We start from the raw sequence: 21,117 nt of genomic DNA, 5'->3' as shown, positions 1-21,117 counted from the left end.
TTGTCATATTAACACCCATATAATCAATGCATAAACAGTGTCTTTTTCTAATGGCGGTCATTAGAAAAAGAATCGCTAATGACAACCGGAGCGAAGCGTTAGCTAAATTTGGGATAAACACAGCTGATTATAAACAGCCCTATTCGGAGCGATTGTGCTCCGGCTACCTTTGCCGGTTGGCAAGCAAAATCAGCTCAGCGGTAGAGCTCAAGAGGCCGCTCTGGAAGCGGTGAGTTTTCTTTGCAATCTTTCTTTTGGTAAAGTAGGGCCCTTTCAGGGATCAATGATCACTTAAATTGCAACGGGTCAGCCAAAATTGCATATAAGACAAAACAAAACATTGATTATCAGACACTATTTCCCAATGCATCTTATAGGTGCACAAAGCAGGTTGTCTCCTACTTTTGTTTTTCCCTAAATTGTCTGGCAATCTTATCCATCAGCAGCATCTTGTTGATGGGCTTCGAGATGTAATCGTTGCAACCAGCCTGCAAGGCTTTCTCCCTATCGTTGGTATAGCCATAGGCGGTTTGGGCAATAATAACCACATCCTTATTAAACTGCCGAATCTGTTGGGTGGCCTCGTAGCCATCCATTTCAGGCATACGGATATCCATCATGATTAGATCGATATCGCTATTCTCTCGTGCAATCCTGAGGGCTTCAGCACCACTTGCTGCGTGCAGTATCTCTCTAGATATTCCCTGTAGGGTAAAGGTTAGCAAGATGTCCGATGTTTCTTCATCCTCGGCAATTAGTATTTTTAGGTTACAGGGTTTGAACTCCTCTTGCTTAGGTAACTCTTGGATTGGGCTATCTCCTTGGGAACTCGTGTCGATGGGTATTGAGAACGAGAAGGTCGATCCCTTGCCCAATTCACTTTCAACCCAAAGTTTACCCCCAAGGAGTTCTACATATGCCTTAGAAATGGCTAAGCCTAAACCGGCCCCTTCCTGCGCTTTTTCGAACGATACTTCGGCTTGCACAAAACGTTCAAAAATAGTCTCCAGCTTTTCATTAGGAATTCCCTGTCCGGTATCGCTTACAAAAAACTCAATGTCACTTTTGTTAGGCTTGTAGCCCACAGTTATTTCTCCGTTATCGATATACTTTATGGCGTTCTTCACAAGGTTTGTAAGCACAGCATACACCTTCTCCCCATCGGTATTGATAGTTGATTGCTGTGGCTTAAGAGGCTTTTCGCACTTTAGCTCAATGCCTTTCTCCATTGCTTCGGGCATAAAGAAGGTGCAAAGCATTTCAATTTGCTCGTTAATATTGAATGGGCCAAAGGAAAGCTGGCTTTGTCCCGATTCGATTTTGGAAATATCGATAATGTTATTGATGATGTTGAGCATTCGTAAACCGCTCGACTCTATGATTTTGAGGAATTCCTCCTGCTTTTGTAGCTCAAGTGGTTCGCGCAGAAGCTGGGTAAACCCGAGTATCCCATTCATTGGGGTTCTTATTTCGTGGCTCATGTTGGCCAAAAAGGCCGATTTTAGCCTGTCGCTCTCCTCGGCTCGCGCCTTAGCCTGCTTGTGCTCCTCCATCTCGCGCTCAAGCTGAAGCTTAACTTCGTGCTCCGATTTCATCTTATTTTGAAGAACCCGAACAAGTGACGCAATGGTGGTTATGAGTAGGAAGTTTAGCAATACAAAGTTTAGGCCTATGGCAATAATGGCTGCAGAATCTAACCCGTAAAGTAGCGAGCTACTAAATACGCCAAAGCGAACCAAAAGCGATAGTGTAATAAAAATTATAACATTCATTGAAAGGGTTATGTATCCAGCCCTTATGCTCATAATTAGCGACGAAAAAACAGAAAATCCCAGAAGGTAAACCAACCCTGGCCCACGCCAACCCATGAAGTAAAGCAGTGCAATGCCTAAGCCATACAGAATCGAAAGTAAAGTCACCTTCCGGGCCTTTATGCTCAACCTTTTACTAAAGTATAAATACTGTAGCGCAATAAAGGCAATGGTGTTGGCTATGGCAAGGGAGTATAAGCCATCCCTAAAACTCATGAGCTGGCTTGGAATGAACAGCACAACGGATAAGGGGATAAGGTACAGCATAATTTTGGCAAAGAATTTCTCCTGCCACTGCTGAATAGTTTCTTGGTTGGCATTGGCTTCGGATAGAAACTTTTTTTGAACCTGATCCTTGTATCTGTTTATTAGACTCTTCATCGATTTGATAGAGTAAACTCCATTAGGCAATGTTTTGTTTACCCAACTAATTTTTTAGTGTGTACAAATTTGTCAAATTTAATAATTTTACCACAAGTAGTCTCTTTTTAACTCGCTAAAAAACAACAGTTAAGATATTATGCTTGCGCAATGGTTATTACTTTGTATGGCGTTTCTTTGTGATATCATTCGGTGATTTTTGCAACAATCATCAGGTTGGGTTTCTCTCTCAAGTGTGGAGTAGCTTAATTTTATTACATTTACTTCTTAATTTATTCTTGAATGATTAAGCCTAACCATAGCGTATTGCATAGCAAGCTAATTGATGCCTACATACGGTTTATTATTCGTACCGATTTTAGGGATGTAATTATCACTGGCGATCTCGAATCGGATAATCGATCGGTGCTACTGGTGGCAAACCATTTTAGCTGGTGGGATGGTTTTTTTGGCTGGCATATCAATGCAAAGATCTTTAAAAAGCGGTTTCACATCATGATGCTGGAGAAGGAACTCGCACAACGTATGTTCTTTAGTCGAGTTGGAGCTTTTTCTATAAATCAAAAATCTCGTGGAGTTATCGAGAGTCTCAATTTTTGTAGCGAGGTGCTAAGTAATCCCATGAACATGCTTGTTATGTTCCCTCAGGGTAAACTCGAGAGCTTGCATTCAAACCACATCAATTTTCATAAGGGTGTTGAGCGAATCGTTAAGCAGTCGCCTCAGGCCCGTGTTGTATTTGCCGCCTGCCTCACCGATTATTTTGCCCACAGAAAACCAACGCTTACCATATCGCTAAAGGAGTATATTGGGTCACCAAACCTTATGGATATGGAGCAATCGTACAATCATCATTTATCTCAAAGTATTGTCGAACAGGAAAATATTCATACTCCATGAGCATACTCTTTTACGTTGCCCTTTTCGTGCTACTCTTTTCACTTTTCCGATTTCTGGTCGCACTCCTCAACTACACTTCTCGCCCTATATTACCCTATGGCAAGGTCAGTGGTGTTCCCTTGGTATCGGTTCTAATTCCTGCGCGGAACGAGGAGCAGAACATAGCTAACATCCTAGGTGGATTGTTAAATCAAACCTATTCTAATATTGATGTGATCGTTTATAACGACCAGTCAACTGATGAAACCGCACAGCTTGTTCAAAAGTATATTAAAGAGGACGATAGGGTATCAATGATGATGGGCGAGGAGTTACCCACAGGTTGGCTGGGTAAAAATTATGCTTGCCATAGCTTGGCTAAGCAGGCAAATGGCGAGTACCTCCTTTTTCTCGATGCCGATGTGAAAGTAGAGCCCCACTTGGTGGAGAATGCTGTAGCCTATATGCAGCGTAAACGCTTAGTCTTGCTCAGTATGTTTCCTAGGCAGCAACTTCTCTCAATGGGCGAAAAACTGGTTGTGCCCAGCATGAACTGGATACTATTAAGCCTGTTATTTCTTAGACTTGTTCGTTGGTCCAAATTTCCTTCGTTGGCAGCAGCAAATGGCCAAATGATGCTGTTTGATGCAACAGTATACAAAGATTCTCAATGGCACAGCCAGGTTAGGCACTCGCGCGTTGAGGATATTGCCATAAGCCGACTGATTAAAAGGAAACGGCTGCGCATGGCTACACTCCTTGGTACCGACGATATTTCATGCCGTATGTATGGATCCTACACGGATGCGATTCATGGATTTACAAAGAATGTAACCGCCTTCTTTGGTGGTAGCATTGTGGTAACAGTTCTTTTCGCATTGCTAGGAACACTTGGCCCGTTTATCGTATTATTTGGGTTGCCTTTCCCTTTAGTACTTCTGCATTTCACTTGCCTTATTGCCTCTCGCATATTTGTAACAAAGCTTTCCGAACAATCGGTTTGGATAAATGTTTTTCTTTGGCCAGTTCAGCAGCTTGCTTTCTTGCATTTGGTGGCAAGCGCCGTTAGGTACGCGACAACAAAAAAGTTAATATGGAAGGGGAGGGGTATTTAAAAACAACAAATAGTATGAAACTAGTTTACAGCACGCTTATAACAATGGTGTTCTTGGCATTTAGTTCACCGTTAAAAGCGGGTGAAACCGGTTTTGCATATCAGGAGAGATTGTACCAGATATACCAATCGGGTGAGATGACCCAATGGGTTGAGGTGCTTGATGCTATGAAATTGGAGTATCAATCTACTCCTAATGTTGATTTACTTTACGATATTACGCTTACCCAGTACGGTTATATTGGTTATTTGCTTGGTATAAAAGACAACCGAACCGCTCGTAGGTATTTGGCCGATGCTGAGGAAAATGTTGAAAGGCTAGCCCTACGCCGACCCAACGATGCCAACGTGTTGGCATTGAAGGGAGCACTTCTGGCTTATCATATTGCGTTAGCTCCTTATAAGGCGCCCTTTATTGGCCCACGGAGTATGGCCATTATAAGTGAGTCGTTCGAACTAAATCCCAACGCTCCCCAGGCTTTGCTCGAGAAGGCCAACTCAGCGCATTATGCCCCATCGATGTTTGGCGGCGATCCCAACCTTGCGGTTCGCTACTACGCAAAAGCCATTGCGGCTTTTGAGTCGACCAATGGAGGTGTCGCTCCGCGAAGTTGGATCTACCTCAATGCCTATGCCCAGATGGCCTTGGCTTTCGAAAAGGCTAAGCAGCACCAAAATGCAAAGCGAACCTACCTGCATATCCTAACCATTGCACCAGATTTTAAGTGGGTAAGGGATGAGCTGTACCCGAAGTTTACAAGGAAATACTCCAATAAATAGATATTCCCTAGCTTAGGCCTCCCTCCTGTGGTTAAATATTCGTTGGTTTGAGGTGCGATATATCACTTGCAGTGCTCGTAAGTGTCTTATAGATAGCTGTTATGCGTTTTCTGAAGGTTTGGTTGTTGGTAAGTTTGGTGTTTTTTCTCAATAAACTGCTTGACTTGCGTTACAAATTAGCAGACATTTGGTTTGTTAAACCAACAAACTAATTTCTATGACTAAAAGATTTTTTACGCTAGCCCTTGTTTTGGGGTTGATGTTTGGCGGATGCCAAAAAGACGAGTTCGCTCCAATGGATGTTGATGAGTCAACCGTTGAGCTAAAGCATGGAGATATTATTCCTGGCCAATTTATTGTGGTGTATAAGGATAACTCTACGCTTAAAACTACTCTATCCGGAGCCTATGAGGATCGCGTAGCCACTATGCGAAGCTTTGCCACCGATGTTTTTCAAGAGGTTGGTATTCCCAGCGAAGCCATTACAATGGCCTATAGCGGAACAATCTCAGGCGTAGCAGCTAAGCTTTCAGATGCACAGGTTAGCGAATTGAGAAGCGACAAGCGTATTGCTTTTGTTGAACCCGACAGGGTAATCATTATGCGACCACCATGGGAAAGAGATCCCCAACCCGACCCAGAACCCGACCCAGAAGATCCCGGTGATGGAGGAACATCAACACAAGTAGTCCCTTGGGGTATTACTCGTGTTGGCGGATTTGTGAACTATACCGGCACCAAAAGGGCTTGGGTAATTGATACTGGTATCCAGTTCGATCATCCCGACTTGAACGTAAATGTTTCGCTTAGCAAAACATTTGTCGATCGTACCAAAAATGCAAGCGATGAGAATGGTCATGGTACACACGTTGCGGGTACAATTGCCGCTATAGACAATACTTTTGGAGTAGTTGGAGTAGCTGCTGGTGCCGAGGTGGTTGCCGTTAGGGTTCTCGACAGAAGAGGAAGTGGTGCGTACTCTGGCGTTATTGCTGGTGTCGACTATGTTGGCTCCGTTGGAGCCAGTGGCGATGTTGCCAATATGAGCTTGGGCGGCCCTGTTTCCGATGCGCTGGATGCTGCAGTGATTGCTGCCTCCAATAAAGGTATTAAATTCGTTATTGCAGCGGGAAACGAAAGCCAGAATGCTAACAACTGCTCACCTGCCCGGGCAAATGGCCCTTACATTTACACCATTTCAGCCTCTGATATTAACGATAGGTTTGCATCATTTTCTAACTATGCAAATCCTCCAGTTGATTACTGTGCCCCAGGCGTAAGCATCAACTCCACTTGGATAAAGGGAGGGTATAGCACCATCAGCGGTACTTCAATGGCGGCACCTCATGCTGCCGGTGTGCTTCTATTGGGAACTCCCAAAACCGATGGTTACGTAATTAATGACCCGGATGGAAATCCAGACCCAATAATTCATTTGTAGATATCAACAAAGAATGGGGGCAGAGCCCCCATTCTTATTTAACTTAAACGCATATTGTCATTAGAAGAAACTTACTAATGGCAAGTTTGGGTTGGTTTAGCAACCACCACCTGTCTTGCGTGAGGCTACATCCTCTTTTGTATCACAATCCTTTTTGGCTGTTCCACAATCCTTATCACCCTTCGAAACCTTTGCCTTGTAACCCATTTTTTCTATGGATTTAACCAGCTTCTCCTCACTGGTTTTGGACTCATCGTAGGTTACGGTTACCATCTTGGTGGTTGGGTCGGCTTTTACCTCTTTCACCCCTTTGGCCTTGGCCAAACCGGTTTCAACGGTTTTTTTGCAACCATCGCAAGATAGGTTGGCCTCGATGTTTACCGTTTTTTCACCCGAAGGCTTTTGGGCTTCTACTTCAGGTGCAAGTACTGCTACAAATAGCAGGGTCATTACAATTGATGCTAGTGTTCTCATAGCTACTTTTGTTTTTAGTTAATAAATTGACTTAAAAAATGGACAAATAGTAATCGCCCAGTATCATTATGGTGTTATTCATTTATTCATCCTGTCCTATTTGATGTAGGTAATCAATCAACCTGCATACCATCTGCCTGTCTAAAGGCAATCACCCAATCAATTTTCAAGTTAACAGTTGGCAAAAAGCGGTTGGCAATGGTTTACCGTCGGAACCTTTTTTTAACGCAAAGGCACAAAGTCGCAAAATAGCTTCCTGCTGATAACACGTTACCCGCAACCTGTTTAAAACTTGACGCTGCCATTTTACCTGCCTCTGGCAGGGAGCTTCGCTCGCTGTCAGCCTGCCTGCCCAACTACTGCGGTCAGGCGGGCCAGCAAAGGCAGGGTCTCTCACTCATCCAATCAACCTGTCCTCCCACTGGCGGATCACTCAATCAAATCTTACAAAAACTTTAAACTTTAGGCACTCTACAAACTTTATGAACCTGTCTGCCGACAGGCAGGCTCTACAAACTTTATGAACTCTAAACCCTAAACCTTGAACTCTAAACCTTAAACCCTAAACCTTAAACTCTAAACCTTGAACTCTAAACCTTGAACTCTAAACCTTAAACCCTAAACTCTAAACCCTAAACCTTAAACCTTAAACTCTAAACCTTAAACTCTAAACCTTAAACTCTATATGCAATCATCCAACCACTCACTCGTTTACCTCCTCCGCTGGATACCCAATCCCTTTAAGTGTTTTAATAATTAGCTTTTTGGTTGATAAATCGCCGGAGTAGTTCACCTCAACGGTTCGATTTTGCAGATTGGTTTTTACTTCAGTTACACCTCCTACCTTTTTTAGGTGGTTCTCAATGTTGGTTGAACATCCCATGCACTTCATGTTAGGAATGGTTAATGTAAGTGTTTCCATTTTGTAAAAGTTTTATAGTTATTACAAACAGTTGTTTTAATTGTTTTGTTTACGCCAGTTACGTTTTATTGCCGGTTAATTGCATATCTAAACCCAATATAGAATTTTCGACCTGTTAACGGCCCCCAAACCATTGATGCATCAAAGAATGGGCTATACGGGTTTTCTGACGAAATAATTGGGTTTTTCTGGGTGTACCCCGTAAGGTTCTCGACCCCAATGTAAACATCCCACCGATCAATTGTTTTTGAAACCTGAGCATTCATAGTGATAAACGATGGGAAGCTTTCGCCCCTGTAAAGCTCTTCGGGTAGATGGTTAGTATTGGGTAATCGTCCACCCCCATTTAAATGCAGCGTATAGTCAAGCTGCCATTTGCTCTCGGTTTGGTAGCTGGTGGTGAAGAAACCTTTATATTGGCTAACCAAGGGCTTTTCCTGAAGTTCACCATTGATTGTGGTTCGCACATCGTTCCAGCGGTAGGCAACCGAAAAATCGAAACGGTGGAAAGGGGAGTAGCTAACCTCGGCTTGCAGGCTATTGGAATACGACTCCCCATCGAGATTGTAGAAGTAAACATTCGTGGGGTCTCTGTCCATATCAACAATAAGCTGATTGGCGAAGCTAGTTCTATAGAAATCGGTATTAATGGTTAACTCCCTAAACCAAAGCATATATTTTTGGGTAATGTTTATGCCAAAGTTCCAAGCCTCTTCAATTCCAATATCTTCTAAAAACACCATATTTCTTGAGCTGGCCAATAGGTACATATTCTCAGCAATAACGCTTGGCGAACGGTATCCCTTTCCAACGCTAGCCCTTAGGTTGAGCTGCTCAATGGGCTGATATCGCATATGTAACCGGGGTGTGAATAGCGTACCAAACATATTGTGCCTATCGACTCTTGCACCTGCCATAAGCGAAAAATCTTCGAGCCATTTGTAGGTGTACTCAAGGTATGCACCCGGCGTGCTCTCTATTCTATCGAAGCTTAGGTTGTTGAGGCTTTCGCTATAGTCGTCGTAGGTAAAGCTAACCCCCGTTTTAATGGTATGGTTGGTTCGCCCAATGTAGGTTATGAACACTAGGTTGGAGTATAAACTTTGCTGCCTACCAGTGTATAGGCTTTGTCCAAATACGGACTGCTGGTCGTGCATACTTGCCGAGGCAATTAGCCCCAACGACGTGTTGGGCCTATCGAAAATGTAACCAGCCTTACCAAATCCCTCGTATTGCCTAGTTTGTATATCAATACCAAAAGGATTGATGATGTTTTCGTGTGCTAGCTGCCCTGCACTTCTATCCTCGTCCAGTAGGCGTATACCTACCTGCGACTCAAAGCTATTCCCATCGTACTTCCATCTGTTAAGCAGATGATACTGCTTTACCAACGGGTGATTTAGGAATGTATCGTGATTATGATCGTTTTCAAAGCTCATATTCTCAACATGGGCAAGCACCATTGTCGATACTTTTGGGGATACACTCATTCTAAAATTGGTGTTGAACTCGGCCATTCCAAGGCTGTTGGCGTATCCATTCACAAAAAACACCTCATCTTCCCAGGGTTTTTTGTACTCGACATTAATTTGTCCAGCAATGCTCTCGTAGCCATTGGCTACCGAGGCAGTACCTTTCGATACCTGTATGGACTCCATCCATGACCCCGGAATGTAACCCAGTCCAAAGGTCGAGGCTAAACCTCGAAGAGCGGGAATGTTTTCCACCTGAATTTGGCTATAGGTGCCGGCAAGTCCAAGCAGCTGAATCTGCTTTGCTCCAGTTACCGCATCGCTGTACGATACATCCACAGACGCATTCGTCTCGAAGCTCTCCGAAAGGTTGCAGCAAGCAGCACGCTCCAGCTCGTTTCGGGTTATTATCTGGGTTTGTACGGGGTTCACCCTATCGAAGTGTGTCCCCGCTGCTCGTCCTGCCACAACCACACCCTCAATATCAACGCTACTCTGCAGCGTGTGCATTATGCGGGTTTGTGTTGATGGAACAAGAAGCGTATCGGTTTGGTAACCCACAAAGCTGATAACGAGGAGCTCAGCCCCTTTAGGCCGATTAATGGCAAAGTAGCCCGTTTCGTTGGTGGTTGTTCCTAAAGTAGTTCCCAGCCAGTATAAGTTGGCTCCAACCACTGGGGTAGATTGCCCGTTTTCGCCCTTTTCAGATATATGGCCATCAACCTTTTGGGAAAAGGTAAGGTACGGTAAAGTTAAAAGGGCTGCCAAAATCAAAATTGTTTTCATATTTGTTAAAATGGTAATTTTAGCTTTTAATATATTTGTCTTGTTAATCTGAACCCACTTGTTTAGTAGTTTCAGCTTATTTTAAAAAATGCAGTAGCAGTGTGCCCAATGATTTCAATTAGCTGTTTGCTAATAGGCTAATCTCTTGTACAAACAGCACTCGGGTAGCTTATTGTAGACGCTATCTGGGGCTTTATATTTTTCTGTATCGTGCCCAGCTTTTGCAATGGCCTTTTGAATCTCATCGGAATTGGTTTTTTGGGGGTTAAAATCTAAGTGGACAACTTGTGATTCTTCGTCCCAATTTGCCGATATAACCCCATCAACCGAAAGAGCCGCCTTTTCAATCCTATCCTTACACATACCGCAGCTTCCAGCAACTTTTACCATGGCGTGCTCCATTTTTGTTTTTTCGACCTGCTTGTAATCAAACCTTTCGTATAGACAGCATTCAGGGAGTTTGTCGTAAACATTATCGGGTGCTTTAACCTTTTCTGTATCGTGCCCAACCCCAGCAATTGCCTTATGGATATCATCAGTTTGCACTCCTTGATTGTAATCTAAATGAAGTGTTTGAGATTTTTCATCCCAGTTAGCAGATGTTACGCCCGAAACCGAAAGTGCTGCCTTCTCAATCCTATCTTTGCACATACCACAACTACCCGCAACTTTAATTGACAAGTGCTTTGCAGGCACCTCCTGAGTTGGGTTTTCTTCCATTTTGCTTCCTCCATGATCATGGCCAGTCATAACTGCCCCACCTTCGGGGCTCATCATGCTAGGTTTGCCAGCCAGCTGCGCAGCTGCATCAATGCTAAAGGTTCCGTTTACTGCAATTTCCTCTCCCTCTTCTAGTCCTTCTTCAATTACATAGCTGTTACCAAGGGCTGGCCCTAGGGTAACTTTCCGCATCACAAAACTTACCTGTTCGCTTGATGTTGATTTTACATATACCACCGATCGTTTCCCTGTCCACATAACTGCACTTTTCGGAACAACTATAGCATTGCTAGAAGATGGGAGGTTGACTTCAATATTTGCCGAAACAAACATCTCTGGCTTAAGTTTATAGTCCTTATTGCTAACCTCTAACCTAGCCTTACTAACTCTACTTTTTGGATCAACAATTGGGTCGATAAATGAGATTGATCCATTAAAACTCTCTCCTGGATACGATTGAACTGTATAGTTAACTTTACTCCCTTTTGTAATCCAATTGATATCCGATTCGTAAACATCAAGTAGTATCCATACTCTCGATAGATCGGTAATTTCGTAAAGAGATTGCCCTTTTCTGACATAATCGCCCAGGTTGACTTTCCTGTCTGTAATATAACCTGATATATCGGCAATTAGAGGGAATTCATCCTGCGCAATGCCCGACTGAATAATCTGCTCAATCTGATTCTCAGATAATTTCCATTTCTTGAGTTTTTCTTTTGCAGCATCTAATAGTTGAGGCTGAGTTTCCTTCGATTCTAGTGCCTCAAGCAGTTCTTCCTGTGCAGTTACCAGCTCAGGAGAGTATATGTGTGCAATTACTTGTCCTTTAGATACAAATTGGCCAGTAAATTTGACCAGCAACTTTTCAATCCTACCAGAAAAATGGGCCGATTGGGTTGATATTTGTCGTTCATCAGGTTGTACTTTACCATTTAGTCGTAATGTTTTTACGGGCATTGTTTTGCCAACAATTTCAGTGCTAACACTGGCTAGCTGCATTGCGGTTTTGGACATTCTAATTGCCATCGGATCGAGGTCGTCATTATCATCACTCTCTAGCGGAATCAAATCCATTCCGCAAATCGGACAATCGCCTGGTTCATTTTGTCTAATTTGTGGGTGCATGCTGCAAGTGTAGGTAGTCTCAGCGCCTATTTCAGAAGTGTGGTCGTGCTGGTCATTTCCTGAATCGCTTTTTGACCCCCCAAAGAATAACCAACCAAGCAGTATGCCCATGGCTAGGGTTGCAACTAGGATTATTATGTGTTTTCTATTTACTTTCATTATAGTATGTTTTTGCCGTTAAGTAGTTAAATTTTGCTACGCTAATATGGTATTGCTTAAGTGCCGTTGTCTTCAGCTTCCTGTATTTGAGTAGCTGTTGTTGCATTTGCAATACCTCTTCGAAATCTTTACCTGAGTTACTATAATCCTTAAAAAGTAGGTTAAGGGTTTGATTGGTAGTTTGTAGTTGATTTTCATAAAGAGATATCAGCTGTAACTGCTGATTTATTTCAAACAATACCATATCGTACTCTGCCGTTAAGATGTTGATTCGATCCTTTTTTTGAAGCGAGTATTTTTCCTGGGTCAGCACCGCTTCCTTTACAGCCGCTTTGTACTTCCCCCTAAAAATTGGGATGCTTAATGTTACCATAGGCATAAGTACATCCTTCCCGTTTTCTGGCATAACAATATCAGTTCGTTCTCCAACTATAACATAGTCAACTCCAACTCCAAATTTTGGGAGGCCTTGTTTTATGGCAGCATTCTCAGTTGCTTTGCTGGCTTGTTCTAACAGATTTAATTCGTTAATAATTGGATTACTTCTTAACAACGAGTCTTTTCTGTACTCTTCTGTAAGTATGTTTGCAGATAAAGTGTCACTAACTACAATGGTTTCGTTAGCATCTCTGTTTAGCAACTGGTTGAATGCCGTTGTGAGAGGTTTCTCCTTGTTTACTAGTATGTTAAGGTTTGTTGTGGCGTCATTTAGCATCATATCTACTCGTAGAATATTGGCTAGTGATCCATTTCCATTTTCAAATCTTCTAGAAACAATTTTTTTGTAAGATTGGAGAATAGTTATGTTTTCTTCCTCGATCTTCTTCCAATTATCAAGTTCAAATAGGGGGAAATACGCTGATGATACTTGAAAATAAAGTTTATTTCGAGCATCGATGAAAGCTTGATACTTGGCCTCAGCCATTAACGTAGCGGCATCTTCTTGTGCTTTCAGGGTTCCAAACCATGGGAACTGCTGCGTTAATGAAAACCTTGCCTTTTGCGGACCTACTCTGGTTTCAACTGGCGAAATAAAATATCCGAAGGATAAAGTGGGATCGGGTAGCGAATTTGCTTGCGGTATTTTTTGCATAGCAGCCTCAAAATCCTTGTATTTAGCCTGCAATCCGGGATTGTTCTCCGCAGCAATTTTTAGGTAGTCGTTTAGTGTTTGTGTATAGCTATTCAAACTAACACAAAGTGTGATGATTAGTATATTGATGATTATCTTCATGACTCAATGCTTTTATGTTTTCTTTCCTCGCGCAGGCTGTAAAGCACGGGTACAATAAAATAGGTAATTGAAGCTACCAGCATACCACCAAAGGCAGGAATTGCCATAGGTATCATTATATCAGCACCTCGTCCGGTTGATGTGAGAATTGGCAGTAAGGCTATAATTGTTGTGGCAGAGGTCATAATTGCGGGCTTAATTCTCCGCTGTCCGGCCTCTACAACTGCCGCTCTAATACCTTTTATACTATCGGTTGTATTTCGTTTAAAACTTTGATCGAGATAAGTACCCATCACCACACCATCGTCGGTCGCCAATCCAAATAGCGCAATAAATCCCACCCAAACGGCAACACTCAGATTTATGGTTCCCATTTGGAACAAATCCCTCAAATTGGTTCCAAAAACTGAAAAATCGGCAAACCAACCCTGACCGTAAAGCCAATGCATAATAAATCCACCGCTAAACGCCATGGCTATTCCGCTAAATATCATGAGCGACGTGGTAACCGACTTGAACTGGAAGTAAAGAATTAGAAATACAATGGCCAGAACCAGTGGTACAATGATGGATAATCGCTTCTCGGCCCGAACCTGGTTCTCGTAGCTACCAGAGAATTTATAGCTAATACCAGCAGGAACAATTAGTTCTCCTGAACTTATTTTGTCAAGAATAGTCGCTTGTGCATCATTAACCACATCAACTTCTGCGTATTCTGTCTTTCTGTCGAATAGTACATAGCCAACCAAAAATGTTTCTTCACTTTTTATAGCCTGTGGCCCACGAACATATTCGATGTCGATCAGTTGATTAAGTGGAATTTGAACTCCGCTTGGCGAAGGCACTAGAATGTTTGCTATTGATTCTGGGTCATCTCGGAGTTCTCTAGGATAACGAACCCTTATGGGGAAACGCTCGCGACCTTCAACCGTTGATGAGATTTTCATCCCTCCAATGGCTGTCTCAATATTTTGCTGAACATCTTCAACACTTAATCCATATCTCGCTATTTTGTCGCGGTTAATATTTAAATGGATATATGGTTTCCCTACTATTCTATCGGCGAAAACAGCCTCGGCCTTTACTGATGGCACTTGTTTTAAAATCTCCTCCAGCTGCATCCCAAAGTCCTCAATGGTAGATAAATCAGGCCCATACACCTTTATTCCCATTGGAGCGCGCATTCCAGTTTGTAGCATTACCAACCTTGTTTCAATGGGTTGTAGCTTTGGTGCCGAAGTAACTCCTGGAATCCTAGTAACTGTAACAATCTCATTCCAAATATCATCGGGCGATTTTATGTGTGAGCGCCAATTGCGAAAGTAGTTTCCTTTACTATCCAGAATCAACTTTTCTTTTGTTACACCAGAACTAATGGCCTCCTCGATAGAAAGAGTATCTCCCGTAGTAAGAATAAACCTATCATTTCTATCTACCTTAAAACGAACCCTTCTTCCTCTTTCATTAAGTATATACTCTGGCTTATAGTTTATTACATTTTCGTACATTGAAATAGGAGCGGGGTCAAGTGCCGATTCTACTCGTCCTAATTTACCCACGGTAAGCTCCACTTCTGGAATGCTGGTAACAAGCATATCGAGTTGCCCAAGCACTTTTTTATTATACTCAACACCCGAATGTGGCATCGAGGTGGGCATTAGCAAGAAGCTACCCTCGTCTAACGAAGGCATAAATTCTTTCCCAATACCAGGAATACTATGAGTTAAGGTAGACCAAACTTTGGTTGTTCTAATATTCCATCCAACTGTATCAGTACCCTTGGCCACAAAGCCAAATATTGTACTAAAGCCAAGCCAAATGGTCACGCCAAATAGAATTAGAATAGATGGTATCAGTAGAAACTTCAGCTTGTTATTTAAGCACCAGTTAAGAATTCGTTTGTAGTAAAACTCCAGTAAAGTAAATGCTCCCAGTAGAATTCCTACTACTAGTATTACGAATATCACATTTAAAAACAGGCTTTTACTAGCGCCAAGGGGTAACCAGTAATTTGCTAGTAACCAAACCACCCCAATGGCTGCAATTATTAGGTCAGAATTGTTGAGAAGTACATTATACCATTTGTTGTTAGTTTCTTTTGATCTTAATAAATAGCTTTTAATCAAGCCTATTGCACCAAATAGAAATAAAATGATCCCTCCCCAATAGTAACCAAAAACAACTAATGTTGATCCAATGGCAAGCAGTATGATGTTTACCCATTTAGCAACCTTCTTGCTCTTGATTTTTGTTCCAAAAAAGAAGTAGGCTAATGTGGGTAATATGAATAATGCCACAATTAATGCAGCCACAAGCGCAAATGTTTTGGTAAATGCTAAGGGGCCAAAAAGTTTACCCTCTGCTGCTTGCATTGTAAACACTGGAATAAAACTTACAATAGTAGTTGATACAGCTGTAAGTATAGCCCCCGATACCTCCGACGAACCTTTGTAAATAGTATCAATAAGTTTCACTCCGGGTGGCGATTCTTCCGTATGCTTAATTATGTTCTCTGAGAGTATAATGCCCAAATCTACCATTGTACCAATGGCAATTGCAATTCCCGAGAGGGCAACAATATTTGCATCAACTCCAAAGTAACGCATTGCTATAAAAACCATTAGCACTGCAATGGGGAGTAAACTCGATATGAGTAGCGAAGCCCGCAGATTGTAAATCATTACAATGATCACCAGAATGGTGATAAGTATTTGTAGTGATAAAGCTTCTTCAAGAGTACCCAATGTCTCGTATATTAATTCAGTACGATCGTAAAAAGGTACTATTGTTAGCTGACTTTCAACTCCATTGGCCAAAGTCTTATTTGGTAATCCCGGCGCAATTTCAGCAATCTTATCTTTTACATTATTTATTACCTCTAGGGGATTTGAGCCATACCTCGCAACCACAACACCGCCTACTACTTCGGCTCCATCTTTGTCGAGTAAACCCCGGCGGGTTGCTGGGCCCAAGGATACTACTGCAATATCTTTTATGAGGATAGGTGTATTGTCCTGAACTGCAACAACTGCCTTCTCAATATCCTCAATATTTTTTACGTATCCGAGGCCACGCATTAGGTACTCAGCTTGATTTATCTCAATGGTCTTGGCTCCCACATCTCTATTCGATTTTTGAACAGCCTGCATAACCCTATGAAGGGGAATGTTGTATGCCCTAAGGGCATCGGGATTTACATCAATTTGGTACTCTTTCACAAAGCCGCCTATGGAGGCAACCTCCGAGACTCCCTCTGCTGAGTTTAATCCATACTTTACGTAAAAATCTTGAACCGATCGAATTTCATGCAAATCCCATCCACCAGTAGGATTTCCATCCTTGTCGCGCCCTTCAATGGTGTACCAGTATACTTGCCCAAGTGCTGTTGCATCGGGACCCAATGTGGGTTGAACACCTTCTGGAAGTAGGTTTGATGGTAATGAGTTTAACTTTTCGAGAATTCTCGACCGCGACCAGTAGAACTCAATATCCTCTTCGAAGATTATGTAAATGCTAGAAAATCCAAAAATTGAAGTGCTTCTTATTGATTTAACCCCTGGAATACCAAGCATATACGTGGTAAGAGGATACGAGATCTGATCATCAATATCTTGGGGTGATCGTCCATTCCATTCTGTAAATACAATTTGTTGATTTTCACCAATATCGGGTATTGCATCCACAGGAACAGGATCTGAGGGCAATGAGCCAACTTGCCACCCAAAAGGTGCAGTTACTACTCCCCAGGTTATAAATCCGATTAGCAAAAGCACGGTAACCAACCTGTTCTCTAGAAAATATTTTATTATCCTATTTAGCATATAAATATTTTTTGTGAGATTATTGAAAATCACTCCCCTGCAAGAATATTGCAGGGGAGTGATTGTTTAATACACTATGGTCTTTCGTATTTGCAGCAGGCAGGCAGTTTCTTGTAAATCTCATCCTGTGCTTTTTCCTTATCGGTATCATGACCAACCTTGACAATGCTTTTATGTATATCGGTTAGTTTAACGGTTGAGGGATTAAAATCAATTTTTAGCATTTGGGTTTCCTTGTCCCAAGTTGCTGATTTCACGCCTTCGATTTTTGCGGCATTTTCAATGCGAGTTTTACACATTCCGCATTCTCCGTAAACCTTAAATTCTGCTGATTTATTTTGACTCTGATCTTGGGTAGTTTGAACCGAAAAACCTTGAACAAACCAGAACATTATTGCTGTAATGAATATTAACGCTTTAGTAATCATAGTTGTATGGTTTTATTATTTGCTTAAAAAATTATTTGTTATTGGACCCTGTAGCATTATAGCAAGCTATGGGCAATTTAAATTCGGCCTTATTAATAAGTAGCGTATCCACATATTTTCAAATGGCACAAATTTCTATCTGAAAGCCTAAGCGAAAAATTACCTAATTATATAGGTAGATACTGAAGTAAGGGAACTATTGGAGTAATTACCAAACCTTAAGCCCTGATAGGAATCTTAAGACATTGATTGGAAATAACGATTGATTTACCAGGCCTTGGGGGCGATAAGTCTTTAAATGAAGTAAGTGGTTTCGAGTCAATTTCAGAATTATCAACATCTTGAACCGTGTCAAAAATGTTGATAAGGAAAATGCTAGGAGAGGTTAGCCTAATGTTTTCAACAATTAAACTTTCGGTGATGGCGAGAACTTCAACCTCCGTTTCGCAACTGCAATCCTCACATCCACCTTCGCCACAAGTATTGCTTTCGGAATGGCAACTAGTTGAATTTACGGCATCGCTTGAGCAACAACTTTGTTCAACAAGGATAGATGTATTGGATCTGGCTTCAGAACTGCAATTACACAAATGATGAAATACGCTAAAGCCTCCCATGGCGAGTAATAGATACGCGCTAAGCAAAAGGGTTAGAATATTTTTAGCAGTTTTCATTTTTTTTACAGATCTCAGCCTATTTAGATACTTTTAACTGTTTTGCAGCGCATGAACCAGTCGCACACCCCGAGCAAAAACTATTACTTTCCTTTGGGTCGGGAGTAACAGCACGACGCAAACCTCTGATTGCGAAAAATATTGCCCCTGCAACGGTAGCTAAAGCTAATACCTCCTGAAACATTTTTTATTATTTACAACGCAATATAGCCATAATTGTTCAATTAGCAATTCAGTAAATAAAAATGCACATATGTGTATAAATACATATAAAATAGTATATTTGCCTCATTAAACTCTAAATTTAAATTTAAAAGTTATGAAGAAGACAGTTTTGTTTACATCAATTGGACTGCTATTAGGTGTGTTGATTACGATGTTGCTTATCTATGCATCGGCGCAATCGGTAATGCTAAAGGAGCAGGTGAGCATGTATGGTTTCGAGAAATCTGTTGAACTATTTGAAAAGTCGGCCACAGAGCAGGGATGGTCAATACCAACGGTGCATGATATGCAAAAAACGATGGATAAGTTCGGCAAAGATGTGGTTGAGGCCAAGGTTTTCGAACTTTGCCATCCTGAGCATGCATTTGAGATTCTGAGTCGCGATAAGGAACGCATTGTAATGTCGATGATGCCTTGCAGAGTTGCTATATACAAGAAAAGCGATGGGAAAACCTATGTGTCGTGGATGAATACTGGCCTAATGGGGAGTATGATGAAATGTGTTGTACCCAAGGTTATGAAGAATGCTTCGCGGGAAAGCGAGCAAATAATTTCACCCTTAATTAAGTAGTGTAGTTCTCTGTTTGTGTAACATGCTAAGGTGGCATTACTATGGCCACCTTTTGCATTAAATGGCTACTGATGAGGAATATCATATAATCATATCGCTGCCTTTATAGACAATAGTTATACTTTTATACTGCAAATAAAACTTTATGCTATGAATAGATTGTACCTATGGATTCTACCAACCCTTATTCTTTGGAGCATCTCTGCCCAAAGCCAACTTACTCTCGATGGCCAGTTTAGGACTCGAGCCGAACTTCGTGATGGGTATCGCGAGCTAGCTTCGGATATAAACTATCCTACTCCTTTGGTGAGCCAAAGGTCAAGGGTAATCCTAAATTTTGCCGATTCTAGCTTCGACTTCCGATTCTCGGCACAAGATGCGCGGGTGTGGGGACAGAATTGGAACGCAATGGCAAGCAATGCAGTTCATCTCTACGAGGCTTGGGCTGCCTACAAGCCAAATGCAAACCTCACATTAAGGCTTGGGCGTCAGGAGTTGCGTTACGATGATCAGCGAATACTGGCTGCAAGAGATTATTCCATTACAGGGGTTACTTATGATGCAGCACTGCTGATGTATAGCAACAAGGAGTTGGGGGTTAATTTTCACTGGGGAACAATGATTAACAACCTAGGCGAGACCAATTTCCTCTCACTTTACAATACGCCATTGTCGTTTAAGTATATGTCCTTCCTTTGGTACGACATGAAGTTGTCCGACAACCTAAGAATAAATGCGCTAAATCTATTCGACCTAACACAAAATCCCGGTAATGTGCATACTATGTATGGAAGAAATACCCTGGGTGTAAATGGAATATTTACCCTTACCGACAATTTTGGGGGACGTGTTGGTGGTTATTATCAAATGGGTAATGCATGGGTAGCCAATGGAGGATTTGGCGAAGCACATAGAAAGATTAGGGCGTATAGCTATAATGCAACGCTTTGGCTCAATGCTTCCGATAGGCTAAAACTTTCTGCAACTGCTGATGTATACTCAGGTAACGATTGGTCCGATAACTCAGATTACTATACCGCATTCAACCGAATAATGTGTGCAGGCCATGCCCATATGGGATTTATGGATTACTTTACATCGGCTGATTTGCGGGAGGTACGCTGGGCAGGGATTAATGATTTTTATATTAGGGCAGACTATAAGCATAACCAGAAGCTTAATTTTCAAGCAACTGTCCATTACCTCGCCCTAGACAAACCTTATTTACTAGGATTCGATCCGGCAGGTTTCATCGAGGTAGATAGACCGCTTGGTACAGAGCTAGATATGGTTGTCAACTATAGGATAGCTCCGTCGTTTACCATTCAGGGAGCTTTTATGGTGATGCTACCAACTGAAACCCTGGAGAGGGTTAAACTCTCGGGTGGTGAATCTGAGTTCTCCTACTTCAGCTACATTTCTTTTCTATTCACGCCTAAATTTTTTATGTGGGAGAACAAGTAGAATATATTTTACCCAGTTGATCAATATCATCATTTCGGAAGAGCGTCTAGCAGTAAACTAGATGCTCTCTGTTTATAGGCATTTCGCGAACTCAAACCAAATTGAACCTTGAGTAGCGGCAAGAGGTGTTGTAAAATATATTCTATTGTTAATTGAATAACAGAAAATAGATTACCTTTGTTTTGCAATTTGAAAAGTGATCTTTTGAGTTGTTAACAGATAATTATATTAGCGTGATAAAACCAATGACCATGAAGTTAAAAGAGGTTGCGAGAATTATTGAAGGTAATGTCCTCTGCGGTGAGGATAAGCTGGACCAAGAGGTAGAGTTCGCTTTTTCGTCGGATTTAATGAGTGATGTGCTTACCATACAGACAGATGGGATGGTGCTGCTTACCGGGTTGGCGAATGTACAGGCCATAAGAACAGCCGAAATGTCGGACATTCAGTGTGTGGTAGTGGTGCGCAACAAAACGGTTACCCCCGAGATGGTTGAGCTGGCCGAAGAGAGTGGGATTGTGCTTATGGAATGTAAAAGCTCGATGTTTAAAGCATCGGGTCTTTTGTTTCAAAATGGCCTAAGGCCTATCTTTTAGCTAGGCCAATTAGCATAAATTTGTAAATTTACCAGCT

Annotated in this window: 16 protein-coding genes; 7 read left to right on the top strand and 9 right to left on the bottom strand. The window is 41.9% G+C overall.

Annotation, left to right across the window (positions count from 1 at the left end):
- Positions 1 to 398: 398 nt before the first annotated feature.
- The gene (locus tag G8O23_RS13970; RefSeq protein ID WP_166365890.1) at positions 399 to 2,192 is read right to left on the bottom strand and encodes an ATP-binding protein; all 1,794 of its coding nucleotides are present in this window, start codon (positions 2,190 to 2,192) and stop codon (positions 399 to 401) included.
- A gap of 282 nt (positions 2,193 to 2,474) precedes the next feature.
- Between G8O23_RS13970 and G8O23_RS13965 the strand changes: the two genes are divergently transcribed.
- The 4 genes from G8O23_RS13965 to G8O23_RS13950 all read left to right on the top strand — a co-directional run bounded on the left by G8O23_RS13965 (position 2,475) and on the right by G8O23_RS13950 (position 6,406).
- A complete protein-coding gene (locus tag G8O23_RS13965; RefSeq protein WP_166365888.1) occupies positions 2,475 to 3,092 on the top strand; it encodes a lysophospholipid acyltransferase family protein in 618 nt (205 codons plus the stop codon).
- Entirely contained in the window at positions 3,089 to 4,186 is a 1,098-nt protein-coding gene (locus tag G8O23_RS13960) for a glycosyltransferase (protein ID WP_166365886.1), read from the top strand. The genes G8O23_RS13965 and G8O23_RS13960 overlap by 4 nt, the downstream gene beginning before the upstream one ends.
- Positions 4,187 to 4,200: 14 nt before the next feature.
- Complete coding sequence (locus tag G8O23_RS13955) at positions 4,201 to 4,965, top strand: tetratricopeptide repeat protein (RefSeq protein ID WP_166365884.1); 765 nt, start codon at positions 4,201 to 4,203, stop codon at positions 4,963 to 4,965.
- A gap of 217 nt (positions 4,966 to 5,182) precedes the next feature.
- Positions 5,183 to 6,406, top strand: coding sequence for a S8 family serine peptidase (locus tag G8O23_RS13950; RefSeq protein ID WP_166365882.1), 1,224 nt, complete (start codon positions 5,183 to 5,185; stop codon positions 6,404 to 6,406).
- Between the two features lie 96 nt (positions 6,407 to 6,502).
- Here G8O23_RS13950 and G8O23_RS13945 read toward each other — a convergent pair whose 3' ends face one another.
- The 8 genes from G8O23_RS13945 to G8O23_RS13905 form a co-directional block, all read right to left on the bottom strand.
- Entirely contained in the window at positions 6,503 to 6,880 is a 378-nt protein-coding gene (locus G8O23_RS13945; protein WP_166365880.1) for a heavy-metal-associated domain-containing protein, read from the bottom strand.
- A 703-nt stretch (positions 6,881 to 7,583) separates the two neighbouring features.
- Positions 7,584 to 7,802 carry a heavy-metal-associated domain-containing protein gene (locus G8O23_RS13940; protein WP_166365878.1) on the bottom strand — a complete coding sequence of 73 codons (219 nt, stop codon included), beginning with the start codon at positions 7,800 to 7,802 and terminating at the stop codon, positions 7,584 to 7,586.
- A 65-nt stretch (positions 7,803 to 7,867) separates the two neighbouring features.
- Entirely contained in the window at positions 7,868 to 10,060 is a 2,193-nt protein-coding gene (locus G8O23_RS13935) for a TonB-dependent receptor (protein ID WP_166365876.1), read from the bottom strand.
- A gap of 129 nt (positions 10,061 to 10,189) precedes the next feature.
- Complete coding sequence (locus G8O23_RS13925; protein ID WP_235942293.1) at positions 10,190 to 12,067, bottom strand: efflux RND transporter periplasmic adaptor subunit; 1,878 nt, start codon at positions 12,065 to 12,067, stop codon at positions 10,190 to 10,192.
- Positions 12,054 to 13,301 (bottom strand): TolC family protein, encoded by a 1,248-nt coding sequence (locus G8O23_RS13920; protein WP_166365874.1) that lies wholly within the window; start codon positions 13,299 to 13,301, stop codon positions 12,054 to 12,056. The genes G8O23_RS13925 and G8O23_RS13920 overlap by 14 nt, the downstream gene beginning before the upstream one ends.
- The gene (locus G8O23_RS13915) at positions 13,298 to 17,122 is read right to left on the bottom strand and encodes an efflux RND transporter permease subunit (protein ID WP_166365872.1); all 3,825 of its coding nucleotides are present in this window, start codon (positions 17,120 to 17,122) and stop codon (positions 13,298 to 13,300) included. The genes G8O23_RS13920 and G8O23_RS13915 overlap by 4 nt, the downstream gene beginning before the upstream one ends.
- A 74-nt stretch (positions 17,123 to 17,196) precedes the next feature.
- Positions 17,197 to 17,550 (bottom strand): heavy-metal-associated domain-containing protein, encoded by a 354-nt coding sequence (locus G8O23_RS13910; RefSeq protein WP_219932530.1) that lies wholly within the window; start codon positions 17,548 to 17,550, stop codon positions 17,197 to 17,199.
- Between the two features lie 218 nt (positions 17,551 to 17,768).
- Entirely contained in the window at positions 17,769 to 18,224 is a 456-nt protein-coding gene (locus G8O23_RS13905) for a hypothetical protein (RefSeq protein WP_166365870.1), read from the bottom strand.
- A gap of 319 nt (positions 18,225 to 18,543) precedes the next feature.
- Here G8O23_RS13905 and G8O23_RS13900 point away from each other — a divergent pair, with 319 nt between their 5' ends.
- The 3 genes from G8O23_RS13900 to G8O23_RS13890 all read left to right on the top strand — a co-directional run bounded on the left by G8O23_RS13900 (position 18,544) and on the right by G8O23_RS13890 (position 21,080).
- Positions 18,544 to 19,020, top strand: a complete 477-nt coding sequence (locus G8O23_RS13900) for a DUF302 domain-containing protein (protein ID WP_166365868.1) — start codon at positions 18,544 to 18,546, stop codon at positions 19,018 to 19,020.
- Positions 19,021 to 19,170: 150 nt separating this feature from the next.
- Positions 19,171 to 20,484: an alginate export family protein gene (locus tag G8O23_RS13895; protein ID WP_166365866.1), complete on the top strand. Its 1,314-nt coding sequence runs from the start codon at positions 19,171 to 19,173 to the stop codon at positions 20,482 to 20,484.
- A 251-nt stretch (positions 20,485 to 20,735) separates the two neighbouring features.
- Positions 20,736 to 21,080, top strand: coding sequence for a DRTGG domain-containing protein (locus G8O23_RS13890; RefSeq protein ID WP_166365864.1), 345 nt, complete (start codon positions 20,736 to 20,738; stop codon positions 21,078 to 21,080).
- Positions 21,081 to 21,117 lie beyond the last annotated feature (37 nt).

Origin of the sequence: Perlabentimonas gracilis (assembly GCF_011174675.1) — a bacterium.
Taxonomy (GTDB): Bacteria; Bacteroidota; Bacteroidia; order Bacteroidales; family Tenuifilaceae; genus Perlabentimonas; species Perlabentimonas gracilis.
This window is presented reverse-complemented; position numbering and strand designations above follow the sequence as displayed.